The organism is Paenibacillus sp. FSL K6-2441, from assembly GCF_037964765.1.
GTDB lineage: Bacteria > Bacillota > Bacilli > Paenibacillales > Paenibacillaceae > Fontibacillus > Fontibacillus phoenicis.
In genome coordinates, this window is sequence record NZ_CP150174.1 from 1,484,166 (window position 1) to 1,509,800 (window position 25,635).

Sequence of the window (25,635 nt, forward strand, 5' to 3'; positions counted from 1 at the left end):
TTTTGGGCAGTAAGGCGGTAAGTGTGGTAGTGCGGTAAGGGTAGTAAGTTGGGGGATGAGTGGTAAGTGCAGTAGTGCGGTAGTGACTGTTGGTGCCGTAAGAGTGGTACGTGTTGCTACTCGCAAGAGTCGCAAATGCAGCAGGTAATGAGGGAATTTCGAAGTGTTTGACCGCCGACGGCCGGATGAACTGTAAAAGTGCAGTTGATCCGGCCGAAAATGCCGCCAAAATGCATTTTAACTGTAAAAGTACAGTTCATTTCGGGAGATTTTGCGGAAAGCAGCCCATTTATCGAAAAAAGACTGCACTTTTGCAGTTAAGAGTCGATTTAGGGGGGGATCGCGGCAAAATAACTGCACTTTTGCAGTTCACGCTCGACTCGCCTAATTTAAACGGTCAGGGGGATTCAGGCGCACGTCCAACAAGGGGCTAGTGCAATACGTCTTGCCGTTCTCAAATGGCCAAAGCCGCAACTTAAACGGCGCATTATCAAGCGTCAGCCTAACGCCCGCGCACACACATCTCGCACCTTCAAAGGGTTAGGCTTCCTAGCAAACGTCTCGCCCAACCAAAAAGGCCAACGCGGACTCCAGCCCGTGTTGGCCTTACTTTCTATATCCAATCTCTCTTCCGGAAGATGTAGTACATGCCGAGGCCGAGCACGGCCATGATGCCAAGGACGATAAAGTAGCCGTACTTCGAATGGGTCTCCGGCATATAGTCGAAGTTCATCCCGTAGATCCCGGTGATCAGCGTCAGCGGGATGAAGATCGTCGTAATCGCGGTGAACACGCGCATGATTTCGTTGGCGCGGTTGGCGATGGCGGCCTGATAGGCCTCGCGTAAGTTGCCGACGAGCTCGCGGAACGTGTCGAAGTTCTCGGAGATCTTCACGGCGTTTTCGTAGATGTCGCTGAAGTATTTTTGCAGTTGGTCGTCGATCAGACGAAGGTCTTTCTTGTTCAAAATGTTGATGACTTCCTTCTGCGGACCCAGCACTTTCTTTAGCCACAAAATTTCACTTCGCAGCCCGATGATTTCGTTCAGGTGCGAACGTTTGGTATGCATCAGGATGTCTTCTTCCAGCTTCTCGATCTTCACTTCAATCCGATCGCCGACGGTGAAGTAGTTATCAACCACCAGGTCGACCAGCAGGTACAGGAACCGGTCGGGCTCGCTGACCTCTTGCTCCCACAGGATCGGCTTCACCGCACGCAGCTCGTTGATTTTCTGTTTAGTAACTGTAATGATATAATGTCGTCCCAAGAAAATGTTCAATGCACGCAGGAAAATTTCCTCGTCATCATACCGAATGCTGTTCACGACGATGAAATAGTGGTTGTCGTAGGTTTCGATCTTCGGACGTTGCTCTTCTTCGCTTAAGCAGTCCTCCACAGCCAGATCGTGCAGTGAAAATAAAGGCTGCAGCAGGGCAAGGTCATCCACGCCCGCGTCGATCCAATAGAAGCCTTCTTCCGGAGGGGTGGTTGTCAACTCCACGTCCTCTACGGGGGTAAATACGCCGGCTAGAACATGACGGATTTTCATATGCTTTCACTCCTTTCCCCGGGCCTGAAGGCCTGGGATGCTCTTGTTGCAGCATAGGAAAGGGACCAACCGCGGGTTCGCCCGGCAACGGTCAAAAAGGCGTTTATGCAAATACCGGGAAACGAAAGTGCCCTTTACGTTCCGCAGGTACCCAGCGGGTCGGTTTCCTATGCAATTGTTTGACCTGGGTGTTCCTCTGCGGACTCGGGTCGCCTTCCATTCTCGGTTTCACCTCGCTATGATCAGGTTACATGAATATGCGTCAAACCCTAGGCCCGTCTGGGCCTAAAGGCACTTGTCTAGTATAACGCCAGCGAATGAAATGTTTCAACCCAAAAGTATACTATGTGCACTGGATTCAAGCGGTCCATGAACACCGTGTGATTTTTCTCGCAGAGTTCTTGACGGAATACCATCGGATACTTTAAAGTGAATGTCAGGGAGTACGGGCGATGGCCCAGGCCCCCGAAAATAACTAAATACAGCGAAATCTTATCAAGAGCAGGTGGAGGGACTAGCCCGATGATACCCGGCAACCGGCGATGAAACCCATCGCAGCGGTGCTAATTCTTGCAGGACCGTCCGTTTCGAACGCTGGACGGCTTCTGAGAGATGAGAGAGGCGCATACCGAATACGTAATGACCTTTCTCCCCGTGAGAGAGGTCATTTTTGTATAAACGGCCCCTCGAAACGGATGATGAATTAAGGATGACGCTACGATTAAAGGAGTGAAACCACATGCCGATTAAAGTACCGGACCATTTACCGGCCAAGGACGTGTTGGCCAACGAAAACATCTTTGTGATGGATGAAAGCCGTGCATACCATCAGGACATTCGCCCGCTGCGGATCGCGATTCTGAACCTGATGCCAACCAAGGAAACGACGGAGACACAAATCTTACGTTTGCTGGGGAACACGCCGCTTCAGGTGGAAATCGTCCTGCTACATCCGAGCACGCATACCTCAAAAAATACGTCCGCAGAGCATCTGGAGATGTTCTACAAAACGTTTGGCGATATTCGTAATCGCCGCTTTGACGGCATGATCGTGACAGGGGCACCGGTCGAGCAGTTGGATTTTGAAGAAGTGAACTACTGGGAAGAGTTGAAGGAAATCTTCGAGTGGTCCAAAACCCATGTCACTTCGACCATGCACATCTGTTGGGCCTCGCAGGCCGGATTGTATTACCACTATGGCGTTCGTAAAGTTCCACTGGCGAAAAAGTGCTTTGGTGTCTTCTCCCACACGGTCAACGATCCGAAGGTAAAGCTGCTGCGTGGGTTTGATGAAGTGTTCCAAGTGCCGCATTCTCGTCATACGGACGTGGAACGCTCGGACATCGAACGGGTGCCGGAACTGCAGATTCTGGCGGAATCGGAGGAAGCCGGCATTTATTTGGTCGCCACCCGCGACGGTAAACAGATCTTCGTGACCGGGCACTCCGAATACGATCCGGATTCGCTCAAATGGGAATATGACCGGGATGTTGCCAAAGGCTTGGAAATCGATCTGCCGGTAAACTATTTCCCGAATAACGATCCGACTCGCACCCCGCGTTCTTCGTGGCGTGCCCATGCAAACTTATTATTTTCCAATTGGTTAAACTACTATGTGTATCAAGAAACACCGTACGATATCGATCAAACGGCCGATTTTGTATATGAGATCTAAAAGTGGAGGGATTGCAGGTGGGGGAGAGAAACAAGGAATGGCTCATCGAGAGTAGATTGGCACAAATCGGATCGGTCGAAGAACCGGTCACAGGCGCGGTAAATTATCCGATTTATCAAGCCACGGCGTTTCGGCATCCGCGTCTGGGGCAAAGCACGGGCTTCGATTATATCCGTACGAAAAGCCCTACCCGCAAAGTGCTGGAAGACGCAGCGGCCGCTCTGGAATCCGGCGATGCCGGGTTTGCCTGTAGCTCCGGGATGGCCGCGCTGCAGACGGTATTTACGTTATTTTCTCAAGGCGACCATCTCATCGTATCGTTGGATCTTTACGGAGGCACATACCGTTTGCTGGAGCGGATCATGTCCAAATTTGGCGTAACCGCAACTTATGTGGATACGAACGATTTGGATGCACTCGAACGTGTACGTCAAGAGAATACAAAGGCGGTTATTATTGAGACGCCAACCAATCCGCTGATGATGATCACCGATCTTGAAGCGGTATCGACATGGGCGCGGTCCCATGGCTTGCTGACGATCGTCGACAATACGCTGATGACGCCGTATTTCCAGCGGCCAATTGAGCTTGGTGCGGACATCGTTGTTCACAGCGCGACAAAATACTTGGGCGGCCATAACGATGTCCTGGCCGGTCTGATCATCACCAAAGGCGAGGAGCTGTCTCAGGAGATGGCGATCCTGCACAACTCGATTGGGGCGGTGCTCAGCCCGTCCGATTCTTATCAGCTGATGCGCGGAATGAAGACGCTGGCGCTGCGGATGGAGCGGCACGAAAGCAACGCGCTGGCGATCGCCAAATTCCTGCAGACACATCCACAGGTAGCCGAGGTATTCCACCCGGGATTGGAGGATCACCCAGGGTACGCGACGCAACGGAAGCAGTCGAGCGGCAATACGGGGATCTTCTCCTTCAAAGTAACGGATGCTCGGTACGTAGAGCCGGTGCTGCGCAATCTAAATCTGATTGCATTTGCCGAAAGTCTCGGCGGCGTGGAATCGCTGATGACGTATCCTGCAGTGCAGACGCATGCTGACATTCCGGAGGAGATCCGCAATGCGGTGGGCGTGGATGATCGGTTGCTGCGGTTCTCCGTTGGCATCGAGCACGTTGATGATTTGATTGCGGACCTGAGTAATGCACTGGAAGCGGCGCGGCAGGAAGTCGAAGGGGGACAAGGCGCATGAGCGGGCAGGAGAAACGGGAAAACAAATTTGAAACGAAGCTGATTCACTTCGGCAGCGAGGTGGACGAGGCTACCGGCGCGTCCAGTGTACCGATTTATCAGGCGTCGACGTTCCATCATCACGATATTTTTAATCCGCCGCAGCACGATTACAGTCGTTCCGGCAATCCGACGCGGCAGGCGCTGGAGGATTACATTGCGGTATTGGAAGGCGGGGTCCAAGGCTTCGCGTTTGCCAGCGGGATGGCCGCCATTTCCACAACGCTGATGCTGCTCTCGGCCGGCGATCATATTATCGTGACCGAAGATGTGTACGGCGGGACCTATCGTCTGCTGTCCAATATTTTAACCCGGATGAACATCGAAACGACGTTCGTCGATATGACGCAGCCGGAGCAGGTAAAGGCGGCTTTGAAAGCCAACACGAAAGCCGTCTATATGGAAACGCCGTCCAATCCTACGTTAAAAATCACCGATATCGCGGAAATCTCCGCGTGGGCGCGAGAAAATGGGTTGCTTAGCATCGTGGACAATACGTTTATGACGCCGTATTACCAGCGCCCGATTGAGCTGGGGACAGATATCGTCCTGCACAGCGCAACGAAATTCCTCGGCGGACACAGCGACGTGTTGGCCGGCCTGGCGGTGGCCCGGACGGAAGAATTGGCCCGTCAACTGAAATATGTGCAGAACGGGCTGGGCACCGTCCTTGGCGCGCAGGATTCATGGCTGCTGATGCGCGGCATGAAGACGCTGGGGGCGCGGATGGCGCACAGCGAAGTGAGCGCGCGCAAGCTGGCCGACTGGCTGAGCCGCCGGAGCGACATCGCGGCCGTGTATTATCCTGGCTTGCCGGATCACCCCGGCCGCGAGGTTCAGGAGAAGCAATCCACCGGTTATGGCGCGGTGGTCTCCTTCGACGTTGGTTCAGGCGAGCGGGCCAAGCGGGTGCTGAATCGGGTGAAGCTGCCGCTCGTTGCGGTCAGCCTGGGTGCCGTCGAGAGCATCCTCTCTTACCCGGCGATGATGTCGCATGCCTCGATGCCGCCGGAAGTTCGCGGCGAGCGGGGCATTACCGACGGGCTGCTGCGTTTCTCCGTCGGGCTGGAGGACATCGACGATTTGCTTGCCGATTTGGACGAGGCGCTTGCAAATAGCTGAATAGGCTCGTGAACGGATAAAAAGGCCGCGGTATGCGGCCTTTTTGGCATTTTCCTCTGTATGTGTCACCGTTTCTTCGGCGTCTGCGCCGTGATTGGGTGCTGTTTTTCCTGGGCGGACTGTGTTACGATTGAATTAACATTTTAAATTTTCAGGTATCGCCTGGGATTCATTTATTTGTTCTAAGTCCAGCGGTATGATGTCAAGCTGTTGATTTAATCGAATTGGAAATTTCCCGTGCCTGTTGAGCGCGGAGTCACGAAAAAAGGGCGCATCAAACCAAACCCAGCCAAAAACCATGTCAGATACCAGATTTTTACTGGGAATTCGTGAAGGACTAAGGCAAAGGAGGCGTTAATCCTTGGCGCTATTCACCTTCCTTCGAGGCGTGTAGAGTTGGCCGCTGCGTAGCAGCACATCGACCAGACGCACGAGTTTTCTTGCCGTTAAGACGAGGGCGCGTTTGTGTTGATTCTTGGGCACTTCGTGATACTTCTTCCGGTAATATTCACCGAATTCTTCATCGCGCATCCTAACCGAGTTGGCAGCTTCAACGAGGTAGTAGCGCAGGAATCGGTTGCCGGATTTGATGCGGGCGGTGTCCTCCGCCTCGAAGACGCCGGACTGGTGCCTGCGCCACGTCAGACCCGCGTACTTGGCGACGGCGGCTTGATCCTTGAACCGTTCAATATCGCCGAGTTCGCCGAGCAGACCGGCTGCATAGACTTTGCCGATGCCGGGCACTGACAGCAAGCACTGAGCGCCTTGAATGCCGTCGAGGACCCGCTCGATCGCTTTGTCGAGATCCTTGAGCTGCTTCTGGATGCTGCGGATGGATTCGATGGAGGTGCCGAGCACCAGGTCAATCGAATCCTCCACGACCTTGGACAGCCGATAGGAGGCGCGGGCAGCTTGCTGAATGCAGCGGGCGACCCGCTCGGGATCGGGGAAACGATTGCGTCCCTTGTCCCGCAGATAGTCGGCCAGATCGGCCACGTCCATCTCGGCGATGTCATCGAGGCTGAACTTCTCGGAGAGCATCTCCATGAGCGCATGGCCAAACACGGAGCTGTCGACCTCGGTTGTAAACGCATTGCACTTGTAGAACAGGTTCTGCAAGAAGTACTGCTTCTCGCGAGCCAAGTTATGGACCAAGTGGAAACGCATGCGCGTGAGGCGTTGAAGGGCGACATACTGCTCCTGCATGACGATGGTGGTCGTCAGGCGGCCGAAGCGCAGGCGATCCGCAATGACCCAGGCGTCGAGCCGGTCGGTCTTGTCCATATCCGCATAGGCTTCTCTGAACTTGCTGATGAGCTTGGGGTTCAAGGTGAACACCTTGGCCTTGCGCTCTCGAAGCGCTGGATCCTGATGCAGGTACATGGCAGGGTGCCAGCTGTAGACGGAAGTGGCTTCCAAGCCGATGTGAATCTCGGTGACGGCCAACTTGTTCGCTGCAGCGACGATTTGGTCACGCAAGTGCGAGGCGCCATTCAAATTGTTTTTGACGGTGAGTGTCTCAAGCTTGTCACCGTCAGCGTTCATGAAACACGCTTCGAGCTCTTGCGAGCTCACGTCAATACCGACAAAAAGCTTCAAGTGAAATTCCTCCTTTCGCTAGGGATTCAGGGAATGGACGCTCCGGGATGCCTCCGGCGCACGCGCAGATCTATCACCCTCGCGTATGAGGACACACTTCGGGCCATGAGCTGCCCCGGATCTGCTAAAACCGGGCATGGGATGCCGAAGGGAACAGCCAGCGGGTAAGAAGCTCAGACGCGTACCGGAGAAACAGACTTAAGGAGTAGACGATGCTACTGGAGGCAGAAGGATTTCCCCGAATGGACCCTACGTTCCATTGTCCAGAGGCATACCGGAAAGTCCAGTCCCTGATGGAATTTTCAAAGAACAAGCTGGAAATTTGGAGGCTGTTTTCCATCCCCCGGGGGGATGGAAATGAACCTAAAAGAGCTTTTTAAAGATACTATACGAGGAGGCAGTGATATGACTGCAATCGATGATATATTAAACAAAGCGCTGCAGGGCGGACGCCTGGATTTGGAGGATACGATCCGGTTGTTCGAATCTGACGAAGTGGAGAAGATCGGGCATACCGCCAACATTTTGATGGAGCGCAAGCATCCCGAACCGATCACGACGTTTGTGATCGGACGGAACATCAACTATACGAACATTTGTGACGTATATTGCCGGTTCTGTGCTTTTTACCGCCGGCCAGGTTCTGAGGAAGGGTATGTGCTTCCGGACGAAGTGATTTTTCAAAAAATCCAGGAAACGGTGGACGTAGGCGGCACAGAGATTCTGATGCAAGGTGGAACCAACCCGAATTTACCATTTAGCTATTATACGAACTTATTGAAGGCGATTAAAGAGCGGTTCCCGAACATCACGATGCACTCGTTCTCACCTGCGGAAATCATGAAGATGAAGGAAGTGTCCGATGGGCTTTCGCTGGAAGAGGTCTTGCGCGAAATCCATGCAGCAGGTCTTGATTCGTTGCCGGGCGGCGGAGCTGAAATTTTGGACGACCGGACACGCCGCAAAATCAGCCGCCTGAAAGGCTCCTGGAGAGACTGGATGGACGTAATGCAAACCGCCCATAAAATCGGAATGAACACGACGGCCACGATGGTCATCGGGTTTGGCGAGTCGATGGAAGAACGGGCGCTGCATCTGCTGCGCGTGCGGGAAGCACAGGATGAATGCATCCAGAACGGTTATCCGTCGGAAGGTTTCTTGGCCTTTATCCCTTGGACGTTCCAGCCGGACAACACGAACCTGAAAGCCGAACGGCAAACGCCGGAAGCCTATCTAAAAACGGTAGCGATTAGCCGAATTGTGTTGGATAACATCAAAAACCTGCAGTCCTCTTGGGTGACGATGGGTCCTGAAGTCGGCAAGCTGTCGCTGCAATACGGTTGTAACGACTTCGGCAGCACGATGATCGAGGAGAACGTTGTATCGTCCGCCGGTGCGACGCATAAAGTGAACATCGAATCGATCCTGTCGATCATTCGTTCCGCAGGCAAAGTTCCGGCTCAACGCAATACCAAATATGAGATTTTACGTGTGTTTGATGAAGAAGCTACGGTCGAACGCGATTTTATTATGCAAAACTAACTTGATTCTCCTATAAAATATTGCTGGCAGAACTGCCTTTCATTCCATGAACGGTTCCCGTATATCCGCTACCTTCCCACCATATACTTGGAGAAGGAAGCGGAAGGGGGCCAGATTCATGGATTTTTTTACTGTACGCGTCAATTGTGGTTCCGCCGAATCGGAGGAACGGTTCAAAGCTTTGATACAGGAGGCCGTCAGCAGCTTACATAACCGCGAGGTTCGGCTTAGCTTTCAAGCAGCCGAAGGCGGGATGCTGGAGGCGTTGCTTATCGGACGTCCAGACTCCAGCGGCGGGGGGCAAGCTGCTTGCGATCCACAACTGATCGACCTTTTGTCGCTTGGCATCGCAGAATACATCATCAGCGAGAAGGAAGAAGAGGTCGCCGCTCGAGTCATGAGACGGGATTACAGCTTCGAATCCCGCGAGGAAGCGCAGCAGGTTCATGACATGGTGGACCGGCTTCTGGCCGAAGAAGCTGTTACCGGCTGTGCCCGAGAGGAACGCAAAGCGTTGGTACAAGAAGCGCTACGCGAGTATTTGCAGTCTTCCTCCGACCTCCATCTGGAAGGGTTCGTCTGGTTTCGCCTCAAGGCTTACGAGGACAAGCTGCGCGAAATCGTAGATTATGCCGTCGACGAGTTTTTGCTCGACAAGCAGTATGAGGAATTTATTGGGCTGCTGCAGTATTTCGTGTATTTTCAGGAGCCTTTGACCCCGTTAGTTCATTTGATGCATAAGCACGATCATGAATTTGCGATTCTGAACGAGCAATTTACGCCGATTCGTGTGCCGGCTTCTGGCGGGGTTGTCGCGCGGATTGCCGATCAGGAGATGCAGATGGAGGACGTGATCGTCAGCACCTTGATCTCCCTGTCCCCGGACCGGATTTTGATTCATACCCAGGAACCTGATGCCCAGGTGATTACGACGATCTCGCGGATTTTTGGCGATCGGGTGGAAATCTGCTTGCTTTGCCCGCATTGCCAGCTGTTCCATCAGGAGACGCGGCGTCTAGATCAAGGGTAATGAAGAGGCTTCTTGACGATCCGGGAAGTTCGCATTATAATTACTTCCATTAAGTGAACAACCTTAAATAGCGTGGACAAAGACATGAGCCAGAAGGCTTGAACGGTACAGAGAGAGGGAACTTGGCTGGAATTCCCTTCGGATTCGCTTTTGGTTTACCCCTTTGTAGCTGTATTCCCGAACCTTCGTGAAGTAAGGAATACCGGTTCATTCCCGTTAACGAATGCCGAATTAAGGGCCGTTTCCGAGTTGTGATGCACGGGTGAGTGCTGCGGATTGGCCGAATGAGGGTGGAACCACGGGTATTTAACGCTCGTCCCTTTCCGGGACGGGCGTTTTTTGATTTGTCCGCTTCCGGTAAACAATCACATATTTTAGGGAGGAAATCAAGGTGGCAGTATCTGTTATTTTGCCGGACGGTTCGGTTCGGGAGTATGCGGAAGGCAGCAGTCTGGAGGATGTCGCTGCTTCGATCAGCAGCGGTTTGCGCAAAAATGCGCTGGCCGGAAAAATCAATGGCGTGGCGGTGGATTTAAACACGAAGCTGATGGATGGCGCCAAAGTTGAGATCATTACTGGGGATTCCCAAGAAGGTCTGGAAATCATGCGTCACAGCAGCGCCCACTTGATGGCTCAAGCGGTGAAACGCTTGTTTGGCAACAAGGAAGTGAAGCTGGGGATCGGGCCGGTCATCGAAGACGGCTTCTACTATGACATGGACTTGGAGCATCCGCTTAATCCAGAGGACCTGCAAAAGATCGAAAAAGAAATGGAACGCATCATCGGTGAAAACCTGCCGATTACCCGCCGCGAGGTTAGCCGTGAAGAAGCGTTAGCGATCTATACGGAGCTGGATGATCCGTATAAGCTGGAGATCATTCGCGAATTGCCGGAAGGCAGCGTCATTTCGATTTATGATCAAGGCGAGTTCTTCGACCTGTGCCGCGGGCCGCACGTGCCTTCGACCGGGAAAATCAAAGTGTTTAAGCTGCTGAGCGTGGCTGGCGCGTACTGGCGCGGCAACAGCAACAACAAAATGCTGCAGCGGATTTACGGTACCGCGTTTATGAAGAAAGCGGACCTGGATCATCATCTGCACATGCTGGAAGAAGCGAAGAAACGCGACCACCGGAAGCTGGGGAAGGAACTCAACATCTTTACGTTCAACAACCTGGTCGGCCAAGGCTTGCCGATTTGGCTGCCGAAGGGAGCGACGGTTCGTCGGACGCTGGAGCGTTATATCGTTGATATCGAAGAAAGACTGGGTTACCAGCATGTATACACGCCGGTGCTGGGGAACGTGGATTTGTATAAAACATCGGGTCACTGGGAGCATTATCAAGAAGACATGTTCCCGAAAATGGCGATCGATACGGAAGAATTCGTGCTTCGTCCGATGAACTGCCCGCATCACATGATGGTTTATAAGAGTGATATGCGCAGCTACCGGGACTTGCCGATCCGCATCGCCGAGCTGGGGATGCAGCATCGTTATGAGATGTCCGGCGCATTAACCGGGTTGCACCGTGTGCGTTCTATGACGCTGAATGACGCTCATATTTTCTGCCGTTTGGATCAAATCAAAGATGAATTTAAGCGCGTCCTGGATTTGATCAAACAGGTATACAACGATTTTGGGATTCATGAGTATCGGTTCCGGTTATCTTACCGTGATCCTCAAGATACGGAGAAGTACTACCAAAACGACGAGATGTGGAATACGGCGCAGCGGATGCTCCGCGAGGTTGTAGAGGAAGCCGGCTTGCCATTCTTTGAAGCAGAAGGCGAAGCGGCGTTCTACGGACCGAAGCTCGACGTGCAGATCAAAACGGCGCTTGGCAAGGAAGAAACGCTGTCGACTGTGCAAATCGACTTCCTGTTGCCAGAACGTTTTGAGCTGGAGTACGTTGGCGACGACGGCCAGAAGCATCGTCCGGTCGTGCTGCACCGCGGGATCCTCGGGACGATGGAACGTTTCACGGCCTTCCTTCTGGAGAACTTTGCAGGGAATCTGCCGCTCTGGCTCGCTCCGGTTCAAGCGAAGGTGCTTCCGGTGTCCAGCAACTTCGACGCTTATGCTCGTCAGGTCGAAGACAAGCTGCGGGCTGCCGGCATCCGCGCCGAAAGCGATCTGCGCAACGAGAAGCTCGGGTATAAGATCCGCGAAGCTCAGCTTGAGAAGCTGCCGTACATGCTCGTCGTAGGCGAAAACGAGCAAAACGCCGGCACCGTTTCCGTCCGCAAACGCGGCCAAGGCGACCTTGGCGCCAAAGCGGTGGATGAAGTGATTGCTCAATTGCAGGAGGAAATCCGCAACCACGTGATTTAGTTCGTGTGCGTTTCGTCTGCACCGTCCGCTCGGGCGGATGAGCGGAGTAAATGTTGCACTTTTTACAACATTTTTGTGTGGGGGAAGGCCCAGTTGAATTAACCCAACCTCAAAAGCTCCAACTGCAAAAGTGCATTGCGTGATGTGCAAAATCCCGATTTCAAGGGGCCTTAGGGAAAGTGCAATTCATTGAGGGAGTTTTTGGCTGAATCGGCGGTTTTGAGCGGAAATGAACTGTATTCATGATTCGACGTCGATCAAGCCTCTTCGGTAAAGCTTCGTGATGAAAAGCCAGGATGTATAGAATTGGGCGTATGTGGAAAACCTTTCGAATAAGGGGGAGGTTTTCTCATGCGCCAATTTCATTTCTGGCACAAGTTTAGTACACGCTGTTTGCTTGCAGGATTGCTTGTATTTACGATGGCGGCGGATCTGCCGGTTGGGGGCTTCCAGCCGCAAAGCATTTACGCGAACCGGCAATACCGGAATTACGCAGAATGGCTGGGGCTGAAGCAAACGCAGCAACTGCAGGCGGTAAGAACAACACGACAATACCAATATCAACGGGTCATCATGATGAACCCGGAACATAAACAGGCTCAACAGGCTCAGCCTGAGCGTAAGAAAAAAGCGGTGGAAACGGTCAAAGTGCTGGCAACCGGTTATACCGCCGGCTATGAATCCACCGGCAAGAAGCCCAACCATCCGCAATACGGCATCACGTATTCGGGCGTTCGGGTGCGGCGTGACAAAGATACCGTCTCGACGATTGCCGCCGACTTAAAGATTTTTCCGATTGGCACGATCCTTTATATTCCGGGGTATGGCTACGGGGTCGTTGCCGATAAAGGCTCCGCGATCCGCGGTCATAAAATCGACCTTTATTTTGATACCATCAAGCAGGTTTATAAGGAATGGGGCAAAAAAGAGGTTGAGGTCCAGGTGGTTCGCAAAGGAGACGGCAAGTTGACCGAAGAGATGCTGAAGGAGCTTGGCAAAGCGATGGAAGTGAACAAAGAAATTCCTGAAAATCTTTGGGACAAGGCGATTTAAGCTTCGCCACCCCTTCGCTTTTTCGCTCGCATAATTCATCTTCCCGGTTCGCATAATAAGGTTCGTGGTCCACGACGAGAGGGCTGCGAAAACGCCAACGACTCACGGAATCGGCGTATGCGAGAGGGAGGTGAGAATCATGGCAAATCAAAAGAAAGCCGCTTCTCCAGGTTACAAAACACCTAACGAGAAGTTTAATGAAGAATTTGCTGAAGAAAGCACAGCAACCGTTGCTCAGAAAGCGAAAGCTTCTCGCAATGCAACGACTTCAGTGAACAAACAACAATAATGATCGCGTAAAGCGAAAAGAGCGTCCCTTGAGGGACGCTTTTTACATATATTCCCTTTCCCCTCGGTCTTGGGACCGATCAAGCTTTCCATCCCGCGCCGCTGTTCATCACCTTACGCTTCAGGTAAACTGGCATTAGTAAGAGGCAGTCCATTGGAGGTAACGAGATGAGAAATGGCTTATTTGGAAGATTTATTGGAGGGATGGTGCTGATCGGTATCGGGGCAGTTTTTCTTCTGAATCAGTTCGGGGTGACCGATTTCAGCATCGGCGAAATGTTCGCGACATACTGGCCCTTGTTTCTGATTTTAGGAGGGTTGGTGAACTTAAGCAACGGCGGCTGGCGGGGCGGTAACTTTGTCGGCAGTGTCGTATTATTGCTGATCGGCGGGTATTTCCTGGGCCGCAATCTGAATTTAATTGACTTAAGTCCGGGCGACTTTTTCCGCTTCTTCTTTCCGGTGATGTTGATCATCGGCGGGTTGTTCGTCTTGTTCAAACCGCGTGATCCGCATCGGCGCAAACGGCGCGACGATTTTCCGCCGCCTCCGATGCCGCCGCTCGATCCTCCGCCACCAACGTTCCATCCGGAGATGGAGTCTCCGCTGGATTCGATTTTCGGATCGATGGAGAAGGAGAAAGAGAAGGAAGAAGCAGCTAAGCAGGAAAAACCGCGTTTTTCCCATCCTAATTTCGGGCACCACCATCATGAAGGTGGTTCAGGAGGCCATGGATCGGTCATCCAGAAATCCGGATTTATCGGTGATGTTCACTTGGGTCAGGATTATTTCCAGCTGAAGCCGATGAATATCTCCCATTTTATCGGCGATACGATCATTGATCTGACCAAGGCGCAAATTCCTTACGGGGAAACGAAAATTAATGTTTCGTCCTTCATCGGCGACGTGAAAGTGTTCATCCCCGACGATATGGACATCGGTATTGTGGCCACCTCCAGCGCGTTCATCGGCGATTTGAAAGTGCTGACGCAGAAGCAAGGCGGCTTCATGAGCAGCGTCACCGCCGAATCTCCGTATTACGGTGAAGCCAGCAAGCGGATTAAGCTGATTGTCAGCGTGTTTGTGGGCGACGTTAAAGTGAACATGGTAGGGTAACCCATGATTGTGCGGCGGATCTTGATGAATACGAAGTGGGAGCTGTTGTGTTATTTCTTGCTCACCGGCAGCCTGACGGCGGTTGCCTTCTATATCGGAACGACTACCGGGGTGATCGTGGTCAGCGATTCCTGGGTGTGGATTTACGATATGGCAGGCATCGCCGTTTTGGCGCTGATTATCGGCTATATCGCCGGTCGGCGCATCCAGGGGAAGATCGATCACTTACACCTGAACATGCTGCAAGTCGCCAAGGGGAACTTATCGGTGCGGATGCCGGAAACGGCGGACCAAACCTTTAACGGAGTGTACCAGGAATTTAACAACATGATTGATGCCATGGAGAAAAAAATGCAGCTGCTTCAACAGCTTGGCGAGCAAGAGGTTGTCGAGAAGGAGCAGGCAGCGGAAAAAGCGGTGCTGGAGGAACGCAGACGGCTGGCCCGCGATTTGCACGATACCGTCAGCCAGCAGCTCTTCGCCATTCATATGGCGGCTTCCTCTTTGCCAAAGGTGCTGGAGAATAACGCTACTCAGGCAGAAACGGTGCTGAATCAGCTGATCCAGATGTCGAATACGGCGCAAAAGCAGATGCGGGCACTCATCGCTCAGTTACGTCCGATGGAGCTGGTTGGCAAATCGTTGGCCGAGGCGCTCGATCAGTGGTTTCCCGACTATTGCCGGCAAAACGGACTCAAAGGGATTAAGGATATGGACATCCAGGGAGATATGTCGGAAGCGAAAGAGCATCAGCTGTTCCTCATCATCCAGGAAGCGATGGCGAATATCGTGAAGCATGCCGGGGCTAGTATGGTCAGCTTGTCGTTGCGAGAAGGTCCGCGTCAAGTGGTGTTGAGCATCAGCGATGACGGACAAGGCTTCAGCAGCACGTATCAGAAGCAGGGCTCCTACGGGCTAACGACGATGAAGGAGCGGGCGGAGAAGCTTGGCGGCAATGCGGAAATCATTAGCAAGCCGGGGGCAGGAACAACGATACGGGTGCATATTCCGAAGTTTGAGGAAGGGAAAGGGGGAGCTGCGGATGAGCAAAATCAAGGTGATGATCGTCGATGATCATGACATGGTACGGATGGGGTTAAAGACGTATTTGATGCAAGACCCGGGATTCGAGGTGATCGCCGAGGCTGGAGATGGTCGTGAGGCGGTAGAGTTATTGGAGCGAGGACTTCGGGAGGGGCAGCCCGACATCATTCTGATGGATTTGATGATGCCGGGCATGAACGGAGCAGAAGCAACCAAGGAAGTGCGGAGCCGGTTTCCGGATATGAAAATCGTGATCCTCACCAGCTTCTTGGAGGATGATCTCGTCGTGCAGGCGGTTGAAGCCGGTGCGGTCAGCTATGTGCTGAAGACGGTCTCAGCCGAGGAGCTGATTTACGCGCTGCAAGGGGCATACCGCGGGATGCCGGTGATGACGGGCGAAGTGGCCCAGGCGCTCACGCGCGGCCTCCGTCAGCGAACCGTACAAGGGGATGACTCGGGGATGACCGAGCGGGAGAAGGAAGTGCTGCTGTTAATCGCCGAGGGAAAAAGCAACAAGGACATCGCCGAGGAGCTGCATATCAGCATTAAAACGGTCAAAACCCACGTCAGCAACCTGCTGATGAAATGCGAGCTGGAGGACCGCACGCAGCTAGCAATCTATGCCCACCGGCAAGGATGGGTAGGGCGTTCATAGATTTATCATCATATCGGTAAAATGAGGCGTTATCCATACGTTGGGACCGCCTTTAACGGAAATAGCGCCTGATGGGGCGCTATTTTTGATGCTTCGGCACGGCTCGGTTAGATCTCGAAAATGGCTTTAGATCAGCAATTCTAGCTTTTATCTCCTTTTTAATTGTTTTTAATGTATGTTTAAGGTTTCTGGTACAGAATAAAAATCAAGAAAACAAGAAAAACAAGTTACCCCTGAACCACTCGGGGGAAGGAGGTCAATGAATATGGATGATCAAAGAAATAAATCGGGCCAACCTTTTGAAGACGACGCCAACGCCAATGCAAATGAACCTAAGCGTCAAGAATCTTCGGAGTCGAGCTCTTCCTATTATTATTCTTACGGACCTTTTCAATCCTATGGAAAAAACAACGAGGAATCCGGCCAAGCAACCGGCTACTCGCAAAGCCAACCTCAAGAAGTAGAAGTGACGAGACCGCAGCCGCTGAAACCTTATCCTTCTTCCTATGAAATGATTCGCAGCTCAGCTGAACCAACGAACGGTTCCAATGGAGACGGACGCAGCAGCTTGCCGGCAGCCAAGAGTGTGAACTGGCAATACAACAGCAAACCGCAGCGTAAATCCTCCGTTCGTTCGGTAATCGCCGGTGTATTGGCCGGCATGCTGATTATGACCGGCGCGATGTTTTATGCGGACCGCGCGAACCTGTTTACGCCGGATCAAGCCGCATCTTCTTCGGTGCCGGCATCGAGCAACGCATCCAATAGCAGTGGTACTACTGAATCGTCCGGCAAGGCAACCACTGCATTGTACCCGGTAACGGATTCCGGTGAGGTGACGAAAGTCGTGAATCAAGCTGGGCCGGCCGTTGTTAAAATCGAAACGTTAACCGATGCCAGCAAGCAAAGAAGCAGCAACCCGTACAGCAACGATCCATTCTACCGTTACTTCTTTGGCGATGACTTCTTTGGCTCTGGCGGCAATGGCAGCAACAACGGCAGCGGCGGCTCCTCCTCCGGCTCGAGCCAACTGGTGCCGACGGGGATCGGATCCGGATTTATTTTCGATAAAACGGGCTACATCTTAACGAATGAACACGTTGTGCATAACGCCGACGTTGTGCAGGTCACGGTCCAAGGCACAGATAAGCCTTATGAGGCCAAAGTACTTGGCACCAGCTATGAGCTTGACTTGGCCGTTCTGAAAATCGACGGCGACAGCAACTTCCCGTCGATTCCGCTGGGCAACTCGGACAACACGCAGGTTGGGGAATGGCTGGTAGCGATCGGGAACCCGCAAGGCTTTGACCATACGGTGACGGCCGGGGTGCTGAGTGCGAAGGAACGCGACATCACGATCGCCGGGGAAAACGGTGAGAAGGACCGCGAGTACGAGCATTTGCTGCAAACCGACGCTTCGATTAACCCCGGGAACTCCGGCGGTCCGCTCTTGAACCTGAACGGTGAAGTGATCGGGATTAACGTTGCTGTAAGCTCGGATGCGCAGGGCATTGGTTTTGCGATCCCGACCAGCACAGTTACCGAAGTGTTGGATAAGCTGAAAAACAACGAGAAAATTCCACAAAAACCGGTACCATTCATCGGCGCGACTTTGATGACGATGACCGAGGAAGTTGCGAAGCAAATGCAAACGGACGTGAAAGAAGGCTCTATTGTTACGGACATCGTGTTCAAATCGCCGGCTTATAACGCTGATCTTCGGCCGTACGATATTATAGTCGGGGCTAACGGTACCAAATATGCTACCAAAGAGAAATTGATTGAGTTCATTCAGAAACAGCAGGTCGGTGCGAAAGTGACGTTGAACGTCGTACGTAACGGCAAGAACATTGACCTTGAGGTTACGATTGGCGATAAAAACGAGTTTACCAACGTAAACTAATTCGCACGGGAAGCAGCCAAGGCGGTAAAGGCGGCAGGCAGGAGCAGCCTGCCGCCTTTTTGGCTTCCAGATGCGGGTTTACCGTTTATTTTGGTACAATGGAGACAGTAGAGCTTGCTGCCAGCAAGCGAAAGGCAAAGGAGAGATAGCTCGTGAGATCGGCGATTTTGGTCATAGATGATGATGAGAAAATTACGTCGATGCTGCGGCGCGGCCTCGCATTTGAGGGGTATGACGTGTATACAGCTCAGAACGGAGCGGAAGGGCTGTCGATGATGCTGAGCGCCGACCCGGATTTGATCATTTTGGACGTGATGATGCCCAAGGTAGACGGATTTGAGGTCTGCCGGCGGCTGCGCGAGGGCGGAAGCACCGTACCGGTGCTGATGTTGACCGCCAAGGACGAGGTCGAGAACCGGGTGAAAGGCCTGGATATCGGTGCCGATGATTACCTCGTCAAACCGTTTGCGCTGGAGGAGCTGCTGGCTCGGGTACGGGCATTGCTCCGGCGTAAGGACTCGGGCAGCCGATCCGGCAGCCAGCGTTTGATTTTTGAGGACATCATCATGGATCTGGACTCCCGTGAAGTGACGCGGGCTGGTCAGCGTTTGGAGCTGACGGCGAAGGAATTCGAGCTGCTCCATCTGTTCATGCAAAATCCGAAACGTCTGCTCACACGTGATTTAATTATGGATAAAATTTGGGGTTACGACTACAGCGGGGAATCGAATGTGCTGGAGGTATATATTGCCATGCTTCGTCAGAAGACCGAGGAACACGGCGGCAAGCGCGTTATTCAGACGATCCGCGGGGCCGGTTACATCCTGAGAGGAGAGGCTTAAGTATGTCGATCCGGCTGCGGCTGACTGCATGGTATACCGGAATTTTGGCCGTAACGCTGATCCTGTTCAGCGCTTCGATTTATGGGTTGGTCAGATACAATACGTATCTGGAAGTGAGAAACCGGTTGGAGGATCAGGCCAATCGGATCAAGAACTCCCAAAGCTACAGCATCACCCAGGGACTGGATTTGTATTTGGATCCGATGCAGGCGAATCGGTTGGAGGACGCACAGCTGTTTGTGCAGATTCACAATTATACGGACGGTCACACGCGGTATTCGCAAAATTTGCTGAATTGGAATATGAAATTTCCGGTTCCCACCGGGGATTCGGCGAGCAAAATTGCGGGATTTAAACGGGTGCAGTTATATAATCATTCCTTCTTGCTGTACCAGCTCCCAATTACCCTCGATAACCAGTTGATTGGTTTAATCCAGTTAGCGGCGTATACGGGCGCCGAAGACAAGCTGATGAGCCGGATGAGTACCGTATTGTTATTTGGCTCCATCGTTACCATTTTGGCGGCCAGCTCGTTGGGTTACTTTCTTGCGCGCAAATCGATGGCACCCATCGGTAAAGTCATTGAGGCAGCGAATGGCATCCAGACCGGGAATGATTTGAGTGTAAGAATTGACTACGAGGGGCCGAACGATGAAATCGGCCAACTGATCGGGACCGTCAATAACATGCTGGCCCGAACCGAAGGCTTCTACAGGGAGCTGGATGAAGCTTATTCTGCACAGCGCCGGTTCGTGTCGGACGCTTCCCACGAATTGCGGACGCCGCTTACGACCATTCGCGGTAATGTTGATTTATTAAAACGGATGTGGTCCCAGGATGTGGAGCAGCGCGATCCAAGCGAGGAGGAGCGGGTTCGCAGCTTCTCATTGGAGGCGGTGAACGACATCGCTGCGGAGTCCGAGCGGATGAGCCGGCTGGTGAACGATCTGCTGTCGCTGGCCCGGGCCGATGCCGGGCAAACGTTAACGAAGGAACCGATCCAGTTGGCCCCGGTCGTGGAGGAAGTGGTCCGCCGGGCGCAATTTTTGCCGAGGAAAGCGGAGTGGGTCCAGGGGGATCTGCAAGCGCTGGACGGCGTGACAGTGAACGGCAGCAAGGATTATTTGCAGCAGATGCTGTTTATTTTTATTGAAAATGCGTTTAAATATACCGAGCAGGGCAGCGTCACCATCGATGCGATTCGATCTGGGGGACAGATCGGCATCCGCATTGCGGATACGGGCATCGGAATGGACCGCAGCGAGGTGCCGCATATTTTTGAACGCTTTTATCGGGCGGATCCGTCTCGCGGGATGATTCAAGGGACCGGATTGGGCTTATCGATCGCCAAATGGATCATCGACGAGCATGAAGGTTCGGTGGAAGTGTTGACCAAACGCGGCGAAGGGACGACGTTTATCATCTGGCTTCCCATTGTCTTTAATGCCCTGCCGGAATAGTTTATAATAGAGAGGCTCCCCTCCGTCAGGAATCTGGGGGATTAGAAAGCAGGGATATTTGATGGAAGTCATTAAAATTTCACCGCGCGGTTATTGCTATGGGGTCGTAGACGCGATGGTTCTGGCTCGTCAGGCGGCGCAGAACCTGGATCTGCCGCGGCCGATTTATATACTTGGCATGATTGTGCATAACAGCCATGTCACGAACTCCTTCGAGGACGAGGGAATTATTACGCTGGACGGTCCGAACCGCCTGGAGATTTTGAATAAGGTAGAGAGCGGGACGGTAATTTTTACCGCCCATGGGGTGTCTCCAGAGGTTCGCAAGCTGGCCCGGGAGAAAGGGCTCACCACAGTGGATGCCACTTGCCCGGACGTCACCAAGACCCATGTGTTAATCGAGGAGAAGGTTGCCGAGGGATATGAGGTCATCTACATCGGCAAGAAAGGACACCCTGAGCCGGAAGGCGCGATGGGGGTGGCTCCAGGTAAGGTACACTTGATCGAGAAGGAAGAAGAGATCGATCGGCTTAATCTGACCGCCGACAAAATCGTCATTACCAACCAAACGACGATGAGCCAGTGGGATATTAAGCATATTATGAAAAAATTGCTGGAGAAATATCCGGGCGCAGAGGTGCACAATGAGATCTGTCTAGCGACCCAATTGCGCCAGCAGGCGGTTGCGGAACAGGCGGGTCAGGCTGACCTCGTGATCGTTGTCGGCGATCCGCGAAGCAACAACTCCAACCGGCTTGCCCAGGTGGCTGAGGAGATTGCTGGAGTGAAGGCGTACCGCATCGCGGATATCACGGAGTTGAAGCGCGAGTGGCTGGAAGGGGTCCGCAAAGTAGCGGTCACCTCGGGGGCATCAACGCCGACGCCAATTACGAAGGAAGTCATTCAATATCTGGAACAATATGATCCGGAAGACCCGGCAACTTGGGAAATCGTTCGTACGGTAAATCTAGCGAAGTTGTTACCTCCAGTGAAGGTCGGAGCTCGAAGCAGAGGAGAATAAAACATAGATTTATAGAGCTGAAAACCGCGTCCCATCGCGGTTTTCGCGCATTTACCAACATTTGCGGGGTTCAATAGGAGTCGATTCATGTTATACTCGTTGTAGAAAGGTTACAAAAATGTAACTAAGCTATTAACTACAACGAAGGAGATGACAGAATGAAATCGAATCGACTGAAACGTTTGGTGACAGGTGGACTTACTGCTATGTTGGCAGCAGCAATTGTTGTACCAGCATCGGCCTCGGCGGCCTCGAATACGACGACGAATAAAACTTATACGACATATAAGGTTTATACAACTTACGGCACGAATACGAATACTTGGACGAACTATTTTACAATTCCTTGGTATCTATATTATCCAACGAAGCCAGTCCAAAGCGGTAACCAAGGCACTACGGGCGGCCAGACGCAAACCGGAAATACGCAAGGTACGACTCAAGGAACAACTCAAGGTACTACGCAAGGCACAACCGGTAATACGCAAAGTGCGGTAACCGACAAGTCGCAATTTGCAACGGAGGTTATCCAACTGGTGAACCAGGAGCGCGCGAAGCAAGGCCTTAAGCCGCTCACCGGTGACGCGGAACTGAACAAGATGGCATTGGCTAAAGCGAAGGATATGAGCGATAACAACTACTTTAGTCATACGTCTCCAACGTACGGCTCGCCATTTGACATGATGAAGAAGTTTGGTATTCAATTCAGCTACGCAGGCGAAAACATTGCCATGGGGCAAAAAACGCCGGCTGAAGTCGTAAAAGCTTGGATGAACAGTGAAGGACACCGTGCAAATATTCTGAACGCCAACTACAACCTGATTGGGGTTGGCTACTACAATGGGTATTGGGCACAGGAGTTCGTAGGAAGATAAGGATATAAGCGAAAGGCCGGAGAATTGTTCTCCGGCCTTTTTATGTGCGGTTGCGGCTGAGAACGAGGCGGGGGAGTGGCTCGCCGCCCCCTTTTTACACCATTATCCCTTTCGATAAGGGAGCCAGAAATGGATTGGCGAAGGAGGATGTGTTTTCCGTGTTGTGCCTCTTCCTGGATCATCTGATTACGCGGATTAAACGGGATAATGGGGTAAAAGAGTCTGAAACATGAAGGAGTTTCCGCGAAAGCTCAGTTTATTCCACATATACCTACGCCGATTAGGGTTGACGGGCGAGGTAAATTCGGCTATAGTTACTTTAGTGGTTAAAAGCTTAAAAGCGCACAAGCGTTCAAGCGAAACAGTGATTGTGCATTCGAATATTTGTTTTTAGCTCGTACACGCATCGCCTAATAGGAGAAAGGATGGGATCGAAATGATCGTTATTACTTCAAACCAAACCCCAGAGGAGCGCGTTCAGGAAATTATCGCTGTCATCGAGAAGGAAGGCCTGCAGACTCATGTATCTCGTGGGAAAGATCGGACTGTGATCGGATTGATCGGTACGATTGAACCAAAGCTTGCTGAGCACCTTCGTCAAATGAAGGACGTTGAGAACGTCATTAAAATTTCGAAATCTTACAAGCTGGCTAGCCGGGACTTCCATCCTGAGGATACGGTCATTTCGATCGGCGACGTTAAGATTGGCGGAGACGAGCTGGTTGTCATGGGCGGCCCTTGTGCCGTAGAATCGCCGGAACAAATCGACGAGATTGCGCGTCTCGTGAAAGCAGCCGGCGGACAGGTGCTGCGCGGCGGTGCATTTAAGCCGCGTACGGGTCCTTACAGCTTCCAGGGCATCGGTGTGGAAGGCCTCATCATGATGGCGGAGGCCGGCAAGAAGCACGGTCTGCTGACCATTACGGAGGTCATGACGCCGGAATACGTGGATGTGTGTGCTGAATATGCGGACATTTTGCAGGTGGGTACGCGCAACATGCAGAACTTCGATTTGCTGCGCAAGCTGGGCACCTGCAACAAGCCGGTTCTATTGAAACGCGGCTTTAGCGCAACCTATGACGAGTTCCTGAACGCGGCCGAGTACATTTTGGCGGGCGGGAACCCGAACGTTATGTTATGCGAACGCGGGATCCGTACATTTGAAACGTACACGCGCAATACGCTGGATCTGTCGGCCATTCCGGTGCTGCAGAACTTGAGCCATTTGCCGGTAATCTCTGACCCGAGCCATGGCACGGGCCGCCGTGAGCTGGTGGAACCGATGACAAAAGCATCCGTGGCTGCCGGGGCAGACGGTCTAATTATCGAAATGCACACCGATCCAGACAACTCGATGACCGGTGACGGCGTACAGTCTTTGTTCCCGGATCAATTCGCTGCATTACTGCAAGATTTGGAGAAATTGGCACCATTGGTAGGTAAACGTTTTGATACCCCAAAAGCTGCACTTCGCGTGTAAGATAGACGGACATGTGCAGCGCTTTCACAGAATAGACAAAATCCGAAAGCCCATTCGCCATGCGGTGAGTGGGCTTTTATACTATTTGTCTATTAATTTGTACTATGCGTAATAATACCTTATATCGCATGTAAAAATACCTTACATAAGTATTGACGACTTCGCCTTCATAGTCCTATAATGACGACATAATCATACTAAAGGATGAACGTTAAACGCAAAAATAAGATTTAATGTTCGTGATTTTGGGAGGAAAGAGTATGTCAGCAGAGATCGTTTTAAAAACAATCAAGGAAAAGCAAATCGAGTGGGTAGATTTCCGCTTTGTTGATCTGTCGGGACGTCAACATCACATTACGCTTCCGGCGAAAGAAGTGAATGAGGACACCTTCGTAAACGGCGTTGCTTTCGACGGATCCTCGATCCCTGGGTTCCGCGGTATCGAAGAATCGGATATGGTGATGATGCCGGACCATGGTTCTGTATTTGTTGATCCTTTTACCGCACATCCGACGTTGAACGTATTTTGCGATATTTATACGCCGGACGGCGAACGTTATGAGCGTGACCCGCGCAGCGTAGCGGTTCGCGCAGAAGAGTATTTGAAACAAAGCGGTGTCGGTACCGCGGCATACTTTGCTCCGGAATCCGAATTCTTTATCTTTGACGATGTTCGTTTCGAGAGCGGTATGAACAAAACGTTCTACTCGGTAGATTCCGAGGAAGCGATTTGGAACACCGGCCGTACAGAAGAAGGCGGCAACCTGGGTTATAAAGTGCCGGTTAAAGGCGGCTACGTTCCGGTAGCACCAACCGACAAGCAACAAGACATCCGCAGCGAAATGTGCCGTTTGCTTGAAGAAGCCGGCATTCGCGTTGAACGTCACCACCACGAAGTAGCAACATCCGGTCAAGCGGAAATTAACTTCCGTTTCGACACGCTGCTGAAAACGGCTGACAACCTGATGGTTTACAAATACATCGTGCATAATACCGCCGCTCAATTTGGTAAAACGGCAACGTTTATGCCTAAGCCGCTGTTTGGTGACAACGGCAGCGGGATGCACGTACACCAATCGATCTTTAACGGCGATACTCCACTGTTCTACGAAAAAGGTGCTTATGCTAACCTGAGCGAAATCGCCCTGAACTACATCGGCGGGATCCTCTACCATGCACCGGCGATCATCGCCTTCACGAACCCAAGCACGAACTCGTTTAAACGCTTGGTACCTGGCTTCGAGGCTCCAGTAAACCTGGTATACTCGAAGGGGAACCGTTCGGCTGCTATCCGGATTCCGGTTGCTGCCGTAACGCCAAAAGGCTGCCGTATCGAATTCCGTACGCCAGACTCCACGGCTAACCCGTACTTGGCCTTCTCCGCTATGCTGATGGCTGGCCTCGACGGCATCAAGAACAAAATCGATCCGGTGAAACTGGGCTACGGACCGTTCGACAAGAACATTTACGAGCTGTCGGATGAAGAGAAAGCATCGATTCGCAGCGTTCCGGGCTCCCTGGACGAAGCGCTGGACGCTTTGGAAAGCGATTATGAGTTCCTGACTCAAGGCGGAGTCTTCACGAAAGCGTTCATCGACAACTTCGTGGAAATGAAACGCGCCGAAGCCAGAGCTGTTGCAGTTCGTGTACATCCTTACGAATTTGGTCTTTATTACGATCTGTAAGCCGAGTAGCTATCATACGAACAACCTCTCTATCCGTTGGATGGGGAGGTTTATTTTTTTGCGAACTGAAACCCTTTACAAACCGAGGAATAGATCAGATAATGAAGATATCGAAACCGGT

Annotated in this window: 20 protein-coding genes and 1 riboswitch; of the genes, 18 read left to right on the plus strand and 2 right to left on the minus strand. The window is 52.2% G+C overall.

What is annotated here, in order from left to right:
• Positions 1-613: 613 nt before the first annotated feature.
• The gene (gene corA / locus NSQ80_RS06460; protein WP_009226681.1) at positions 614-1,549 is read right to left on the minus strand and encodes a magnesium/cobalt transporter CorA; all 936 of its coding nucleotides are present in this window, start codon (positions 1,547-1,549) and stop codon (positions 614-616) included.
• 489 nt (positions 1,550-2,038) lie between these two features.
• Positions 2,039-2,168, plus strand: a riboswitch (SAM riboswitch).
• A gap of 120 nt (positions 2,169-2,288) precedes the next feature.
• Between corA and metA the strand changes: the two genes are divergently transcribed.
• The 3 genes from metA to NSQ80_RS06475 are packed head-to-tail and all read left to right on the plus strand — an operon-like array spanning position 2,289 to position 5,592.
• Complete coding sequence (gene metA / locus NSQ80_RS06465) at positions 2,289-3,224, plus strand: homoserine O-succinyltransferase (protein WP_009226680.1); 936 nt, start codon at positions 2,289-2,291, stop codon at positions 3,222-3,224.
• Between the two features lie 17 nt (positions 3,225-3,241).
• A complete protein-coding gene (locus tag NSQ80_RS06470; protein ID WP_339301840.1) occupies positions 3,242-4,432 on the plus strand; it encodes an aminotransferase class I/II-fold pyridoxal phosphate-dependent enzyme in 1,191 nt (396 codons plus the stop codon).
• On the plus strand, positions 4,429-5,592 hold the full coding sequence (locus tag NSQ80_RS06475) for an aminotransferase class I/II-fold pyridoxal phosphate-dependent enzyme (protein WP_009226678.1): 1,164 nt from the start codon (positions 4,429-4,431) through the stop codon (positions 5,590-5,592). The genes NSQ80_RS06470 and NSQ80_RS06475 overlap by 4 nt, the downstream gene beginning before the upstream one ends.
• A gap of 354 nt (positions 5,593-5,946) precedes the next feature.
• Here NSQ80_RS06475 and NSQ80_RS06480 read toward each other — a convergent pair whose 3' ends face one another.
• A complete protein-coding gene (locus tag NSQ80_RS06480) occupies positions 5,947-7,191 on the minus strand; it encodes an IS110 family transposase (protein ID WP_016312179.1) in 1,245 nt (414 codons plus the stop codon).
• A 405-nt stretch (positions 7,192-7,596) separates the two neighbouring features.
• On the opposite strand from NSQ80_RS06480, the gene mqnC reads away from it, so the two are divergent.
• The 15 genes from mqnC (at position 7,597) to glnA (ending at position 25,514) form a co-directional block, all read left to right on the plus strand.
• Positions 7,597-8,733 (plus strand): cyclic dehypoxanthinyl futalosine synthase, encoded by a 1,137-nt coding sequence (gene mqnC, locus NSQ80_RS06485; protein ID WP_009227031.1) that lies wholly within the window; start codon positions 7,597-7,599, stop codon positions 8,731-8,733.
• A 118-nt stretch (positions 8,734-8,851) separates the two neighbouring features.
• On the plus strand, positions 8,852-9,763 hold the full coding sequence (locus NSQ80_RS06490; protein WP_009227030.1) for a putative sporulation protein YtxC: 912 nt from the start codon (positions 8,852-8,854) through the stop codon (positions 9,761-9,763).
• A 391-nt stretch (positions 9,764-10,154) separates the two neighbouring features.
• On the plus strand, positions 10,155-12,092 hold the full coding sequence (gene thrS, locus NSQ80_RS06495) for a threonine--tRNA ligase (RefSeq protein WP_339301844.1): 1,938 nt from the start codon (positions 10,155-10,157) through the stop codon (positions 12,090-12,092).
• 351 nt (positions 12,093-12,443) lie between these two features.
• Entirely contained in the window at positions 12,444-13,145 is a 702-nt protein-coding gene (locus NSQ80_RS06500) for a 3D domain-containing protein (RefSeq protein ID WP_009227028.1), read from the plus strand.
• A 139-nt stretch (positions 13,146-13,284) separates the two neighbouring features.
• Positions 13,285-13,434, plus strand: a complete 150-nt coding sequence (locus tag NSQ80_RS06505; protein WP_198136242.1) for a hypothetical protein — start codon at positions 13,285-13,287, stop codon at positions 13,432-13,434.
• A gap of 167 nt (positions 13,435-13,601) precedes the next feature.
• The gene (liaF, locus tag NSQ80_RS06510) at positions 13,602-14,549 is read left to right on the plus strand and encodes a cell wall-active antibiotics response protein LiaF (RefSeq protein WP_009227027.1); all 948 of its coding nucleotides are present in this window, start codon (positions 13,602-13,604) and stop codon (positions 14,547-14,549) included.
• A 3-nt stretch (positions 14,550-14,552) separates the two neighbouring features.
• The gene (locus NSQ80_RS06515) at positions 14,553-15,623 is read left to right on the plus strand and encodes a sensor histidine kinase (RefSeq protein ID WP_009227026.1); all 1,071 of its coding nucleotides are present in this window, start codon (positions 14,553-14,555) and stop codon (positions 15,621-15,623) included.
• On the plus strand, positions 15,592-16,248 hold the full coding sequence (locus NSQ80_RS06520; RefSeq protein ID WP_323076124.1) for a response regulator transcription factor: 657 nt from the start codon (positions 15,592-15,594) through the stop codon (positions 16,246-16,248). Before NSQ80_RS06515 ends, NSQ80_RS06520 begins: the two co-directional genes overlap by 32 nt.
• Positions 16,249-16,513: 265 nt before the next feature.
• On the plus strand, positions 16,514-18,151 hold the full coding sequence (locus tag NSQ80_RS06525) for a trypsin-like peptidase domain-containing protein (RefSeq protein WP_260071059.1): 1,638 nt from the start codon (positions 16,514-16,516) through the stop codon (positions 18,149-18,151).
• A 152-nt stretch (positions 18,152-18,303) separates the two neighbouring features.
• Positions 18,304-18,993 carry a response regulator transcription factor gene (locus NSQ80_RS06530; protein ID WP_009227023.1) on the plus strand — a complete coding sequence of 230 codons (690 nt, stop codon included), beginning with the start codon at positions 18,304-18,306 and terminating at the stop codon, positions 18,991-18,993.
• Positions 18,994-18,995: 2 nt separating this feature from the next.
• Positions 18,996-20,453, plus strand: a complete 1,458-nt coding sequence (locus NSQ80_RS06535) for a HAMP domain-containing sensor histidine kinase (protein ID WP_009227022.1) — start codon at positions 18,996-18,998, stop codon at positions 20,451-20,453.
• Positions 20,454-20,514: 61 nt separating this feature from the next.
• On the plus strand, positions 20,515-21,474 hold the full coding sequence (locus tag NSQ80_RS06540; RefSeq protein WP_036646656.1) for a 4-hydroxy-3-methylbut-2-enyl diphosphate reductase: 960 nt from the start codon (positions 20,515-20,517) through the stop codon (positions 21,472-21,474).
• Positions 21,475-21,632: 158 nt separating this feature from the next.
• Positions 21,633-22,349, plus strand: a complete 717-nt coding sequence (locus NSQ80_RS06545; RefSeq protein WP_323076128.1) for a CAP domain-containing protein — start codon at positions 21,633-21,635, stop codon at positions 22,347-22,349.
• Between the two features lie 436 nt (positions 22,350-22,785).
• A complete protein-coding gene (aroF, locus tag NSQ80_RS06550; RefSeq protein ID WP_009227019.1) occupies positions 22,786-23,829 on the plus strand; it encodes a 3-deoxy-7-phosphoheptulonate synthase in 1,044 nt (347 codons plus the stop codon).
• A 260-nt stretch (positions 23,830-24,089) separates the two neighbouring features.
• A complete protein-coding gene (gene glnA / locus NSQ80_RS06555) occupies positions 24,090-25,514 on the plus strand; it encodes a type I glutamate--ammonia ligase (protein WP_036646655.1) in 1,425 nt (474 codons plus the stop codon).
• Positions 25,515-25,635: the final 121 nt, after the last annotated feature.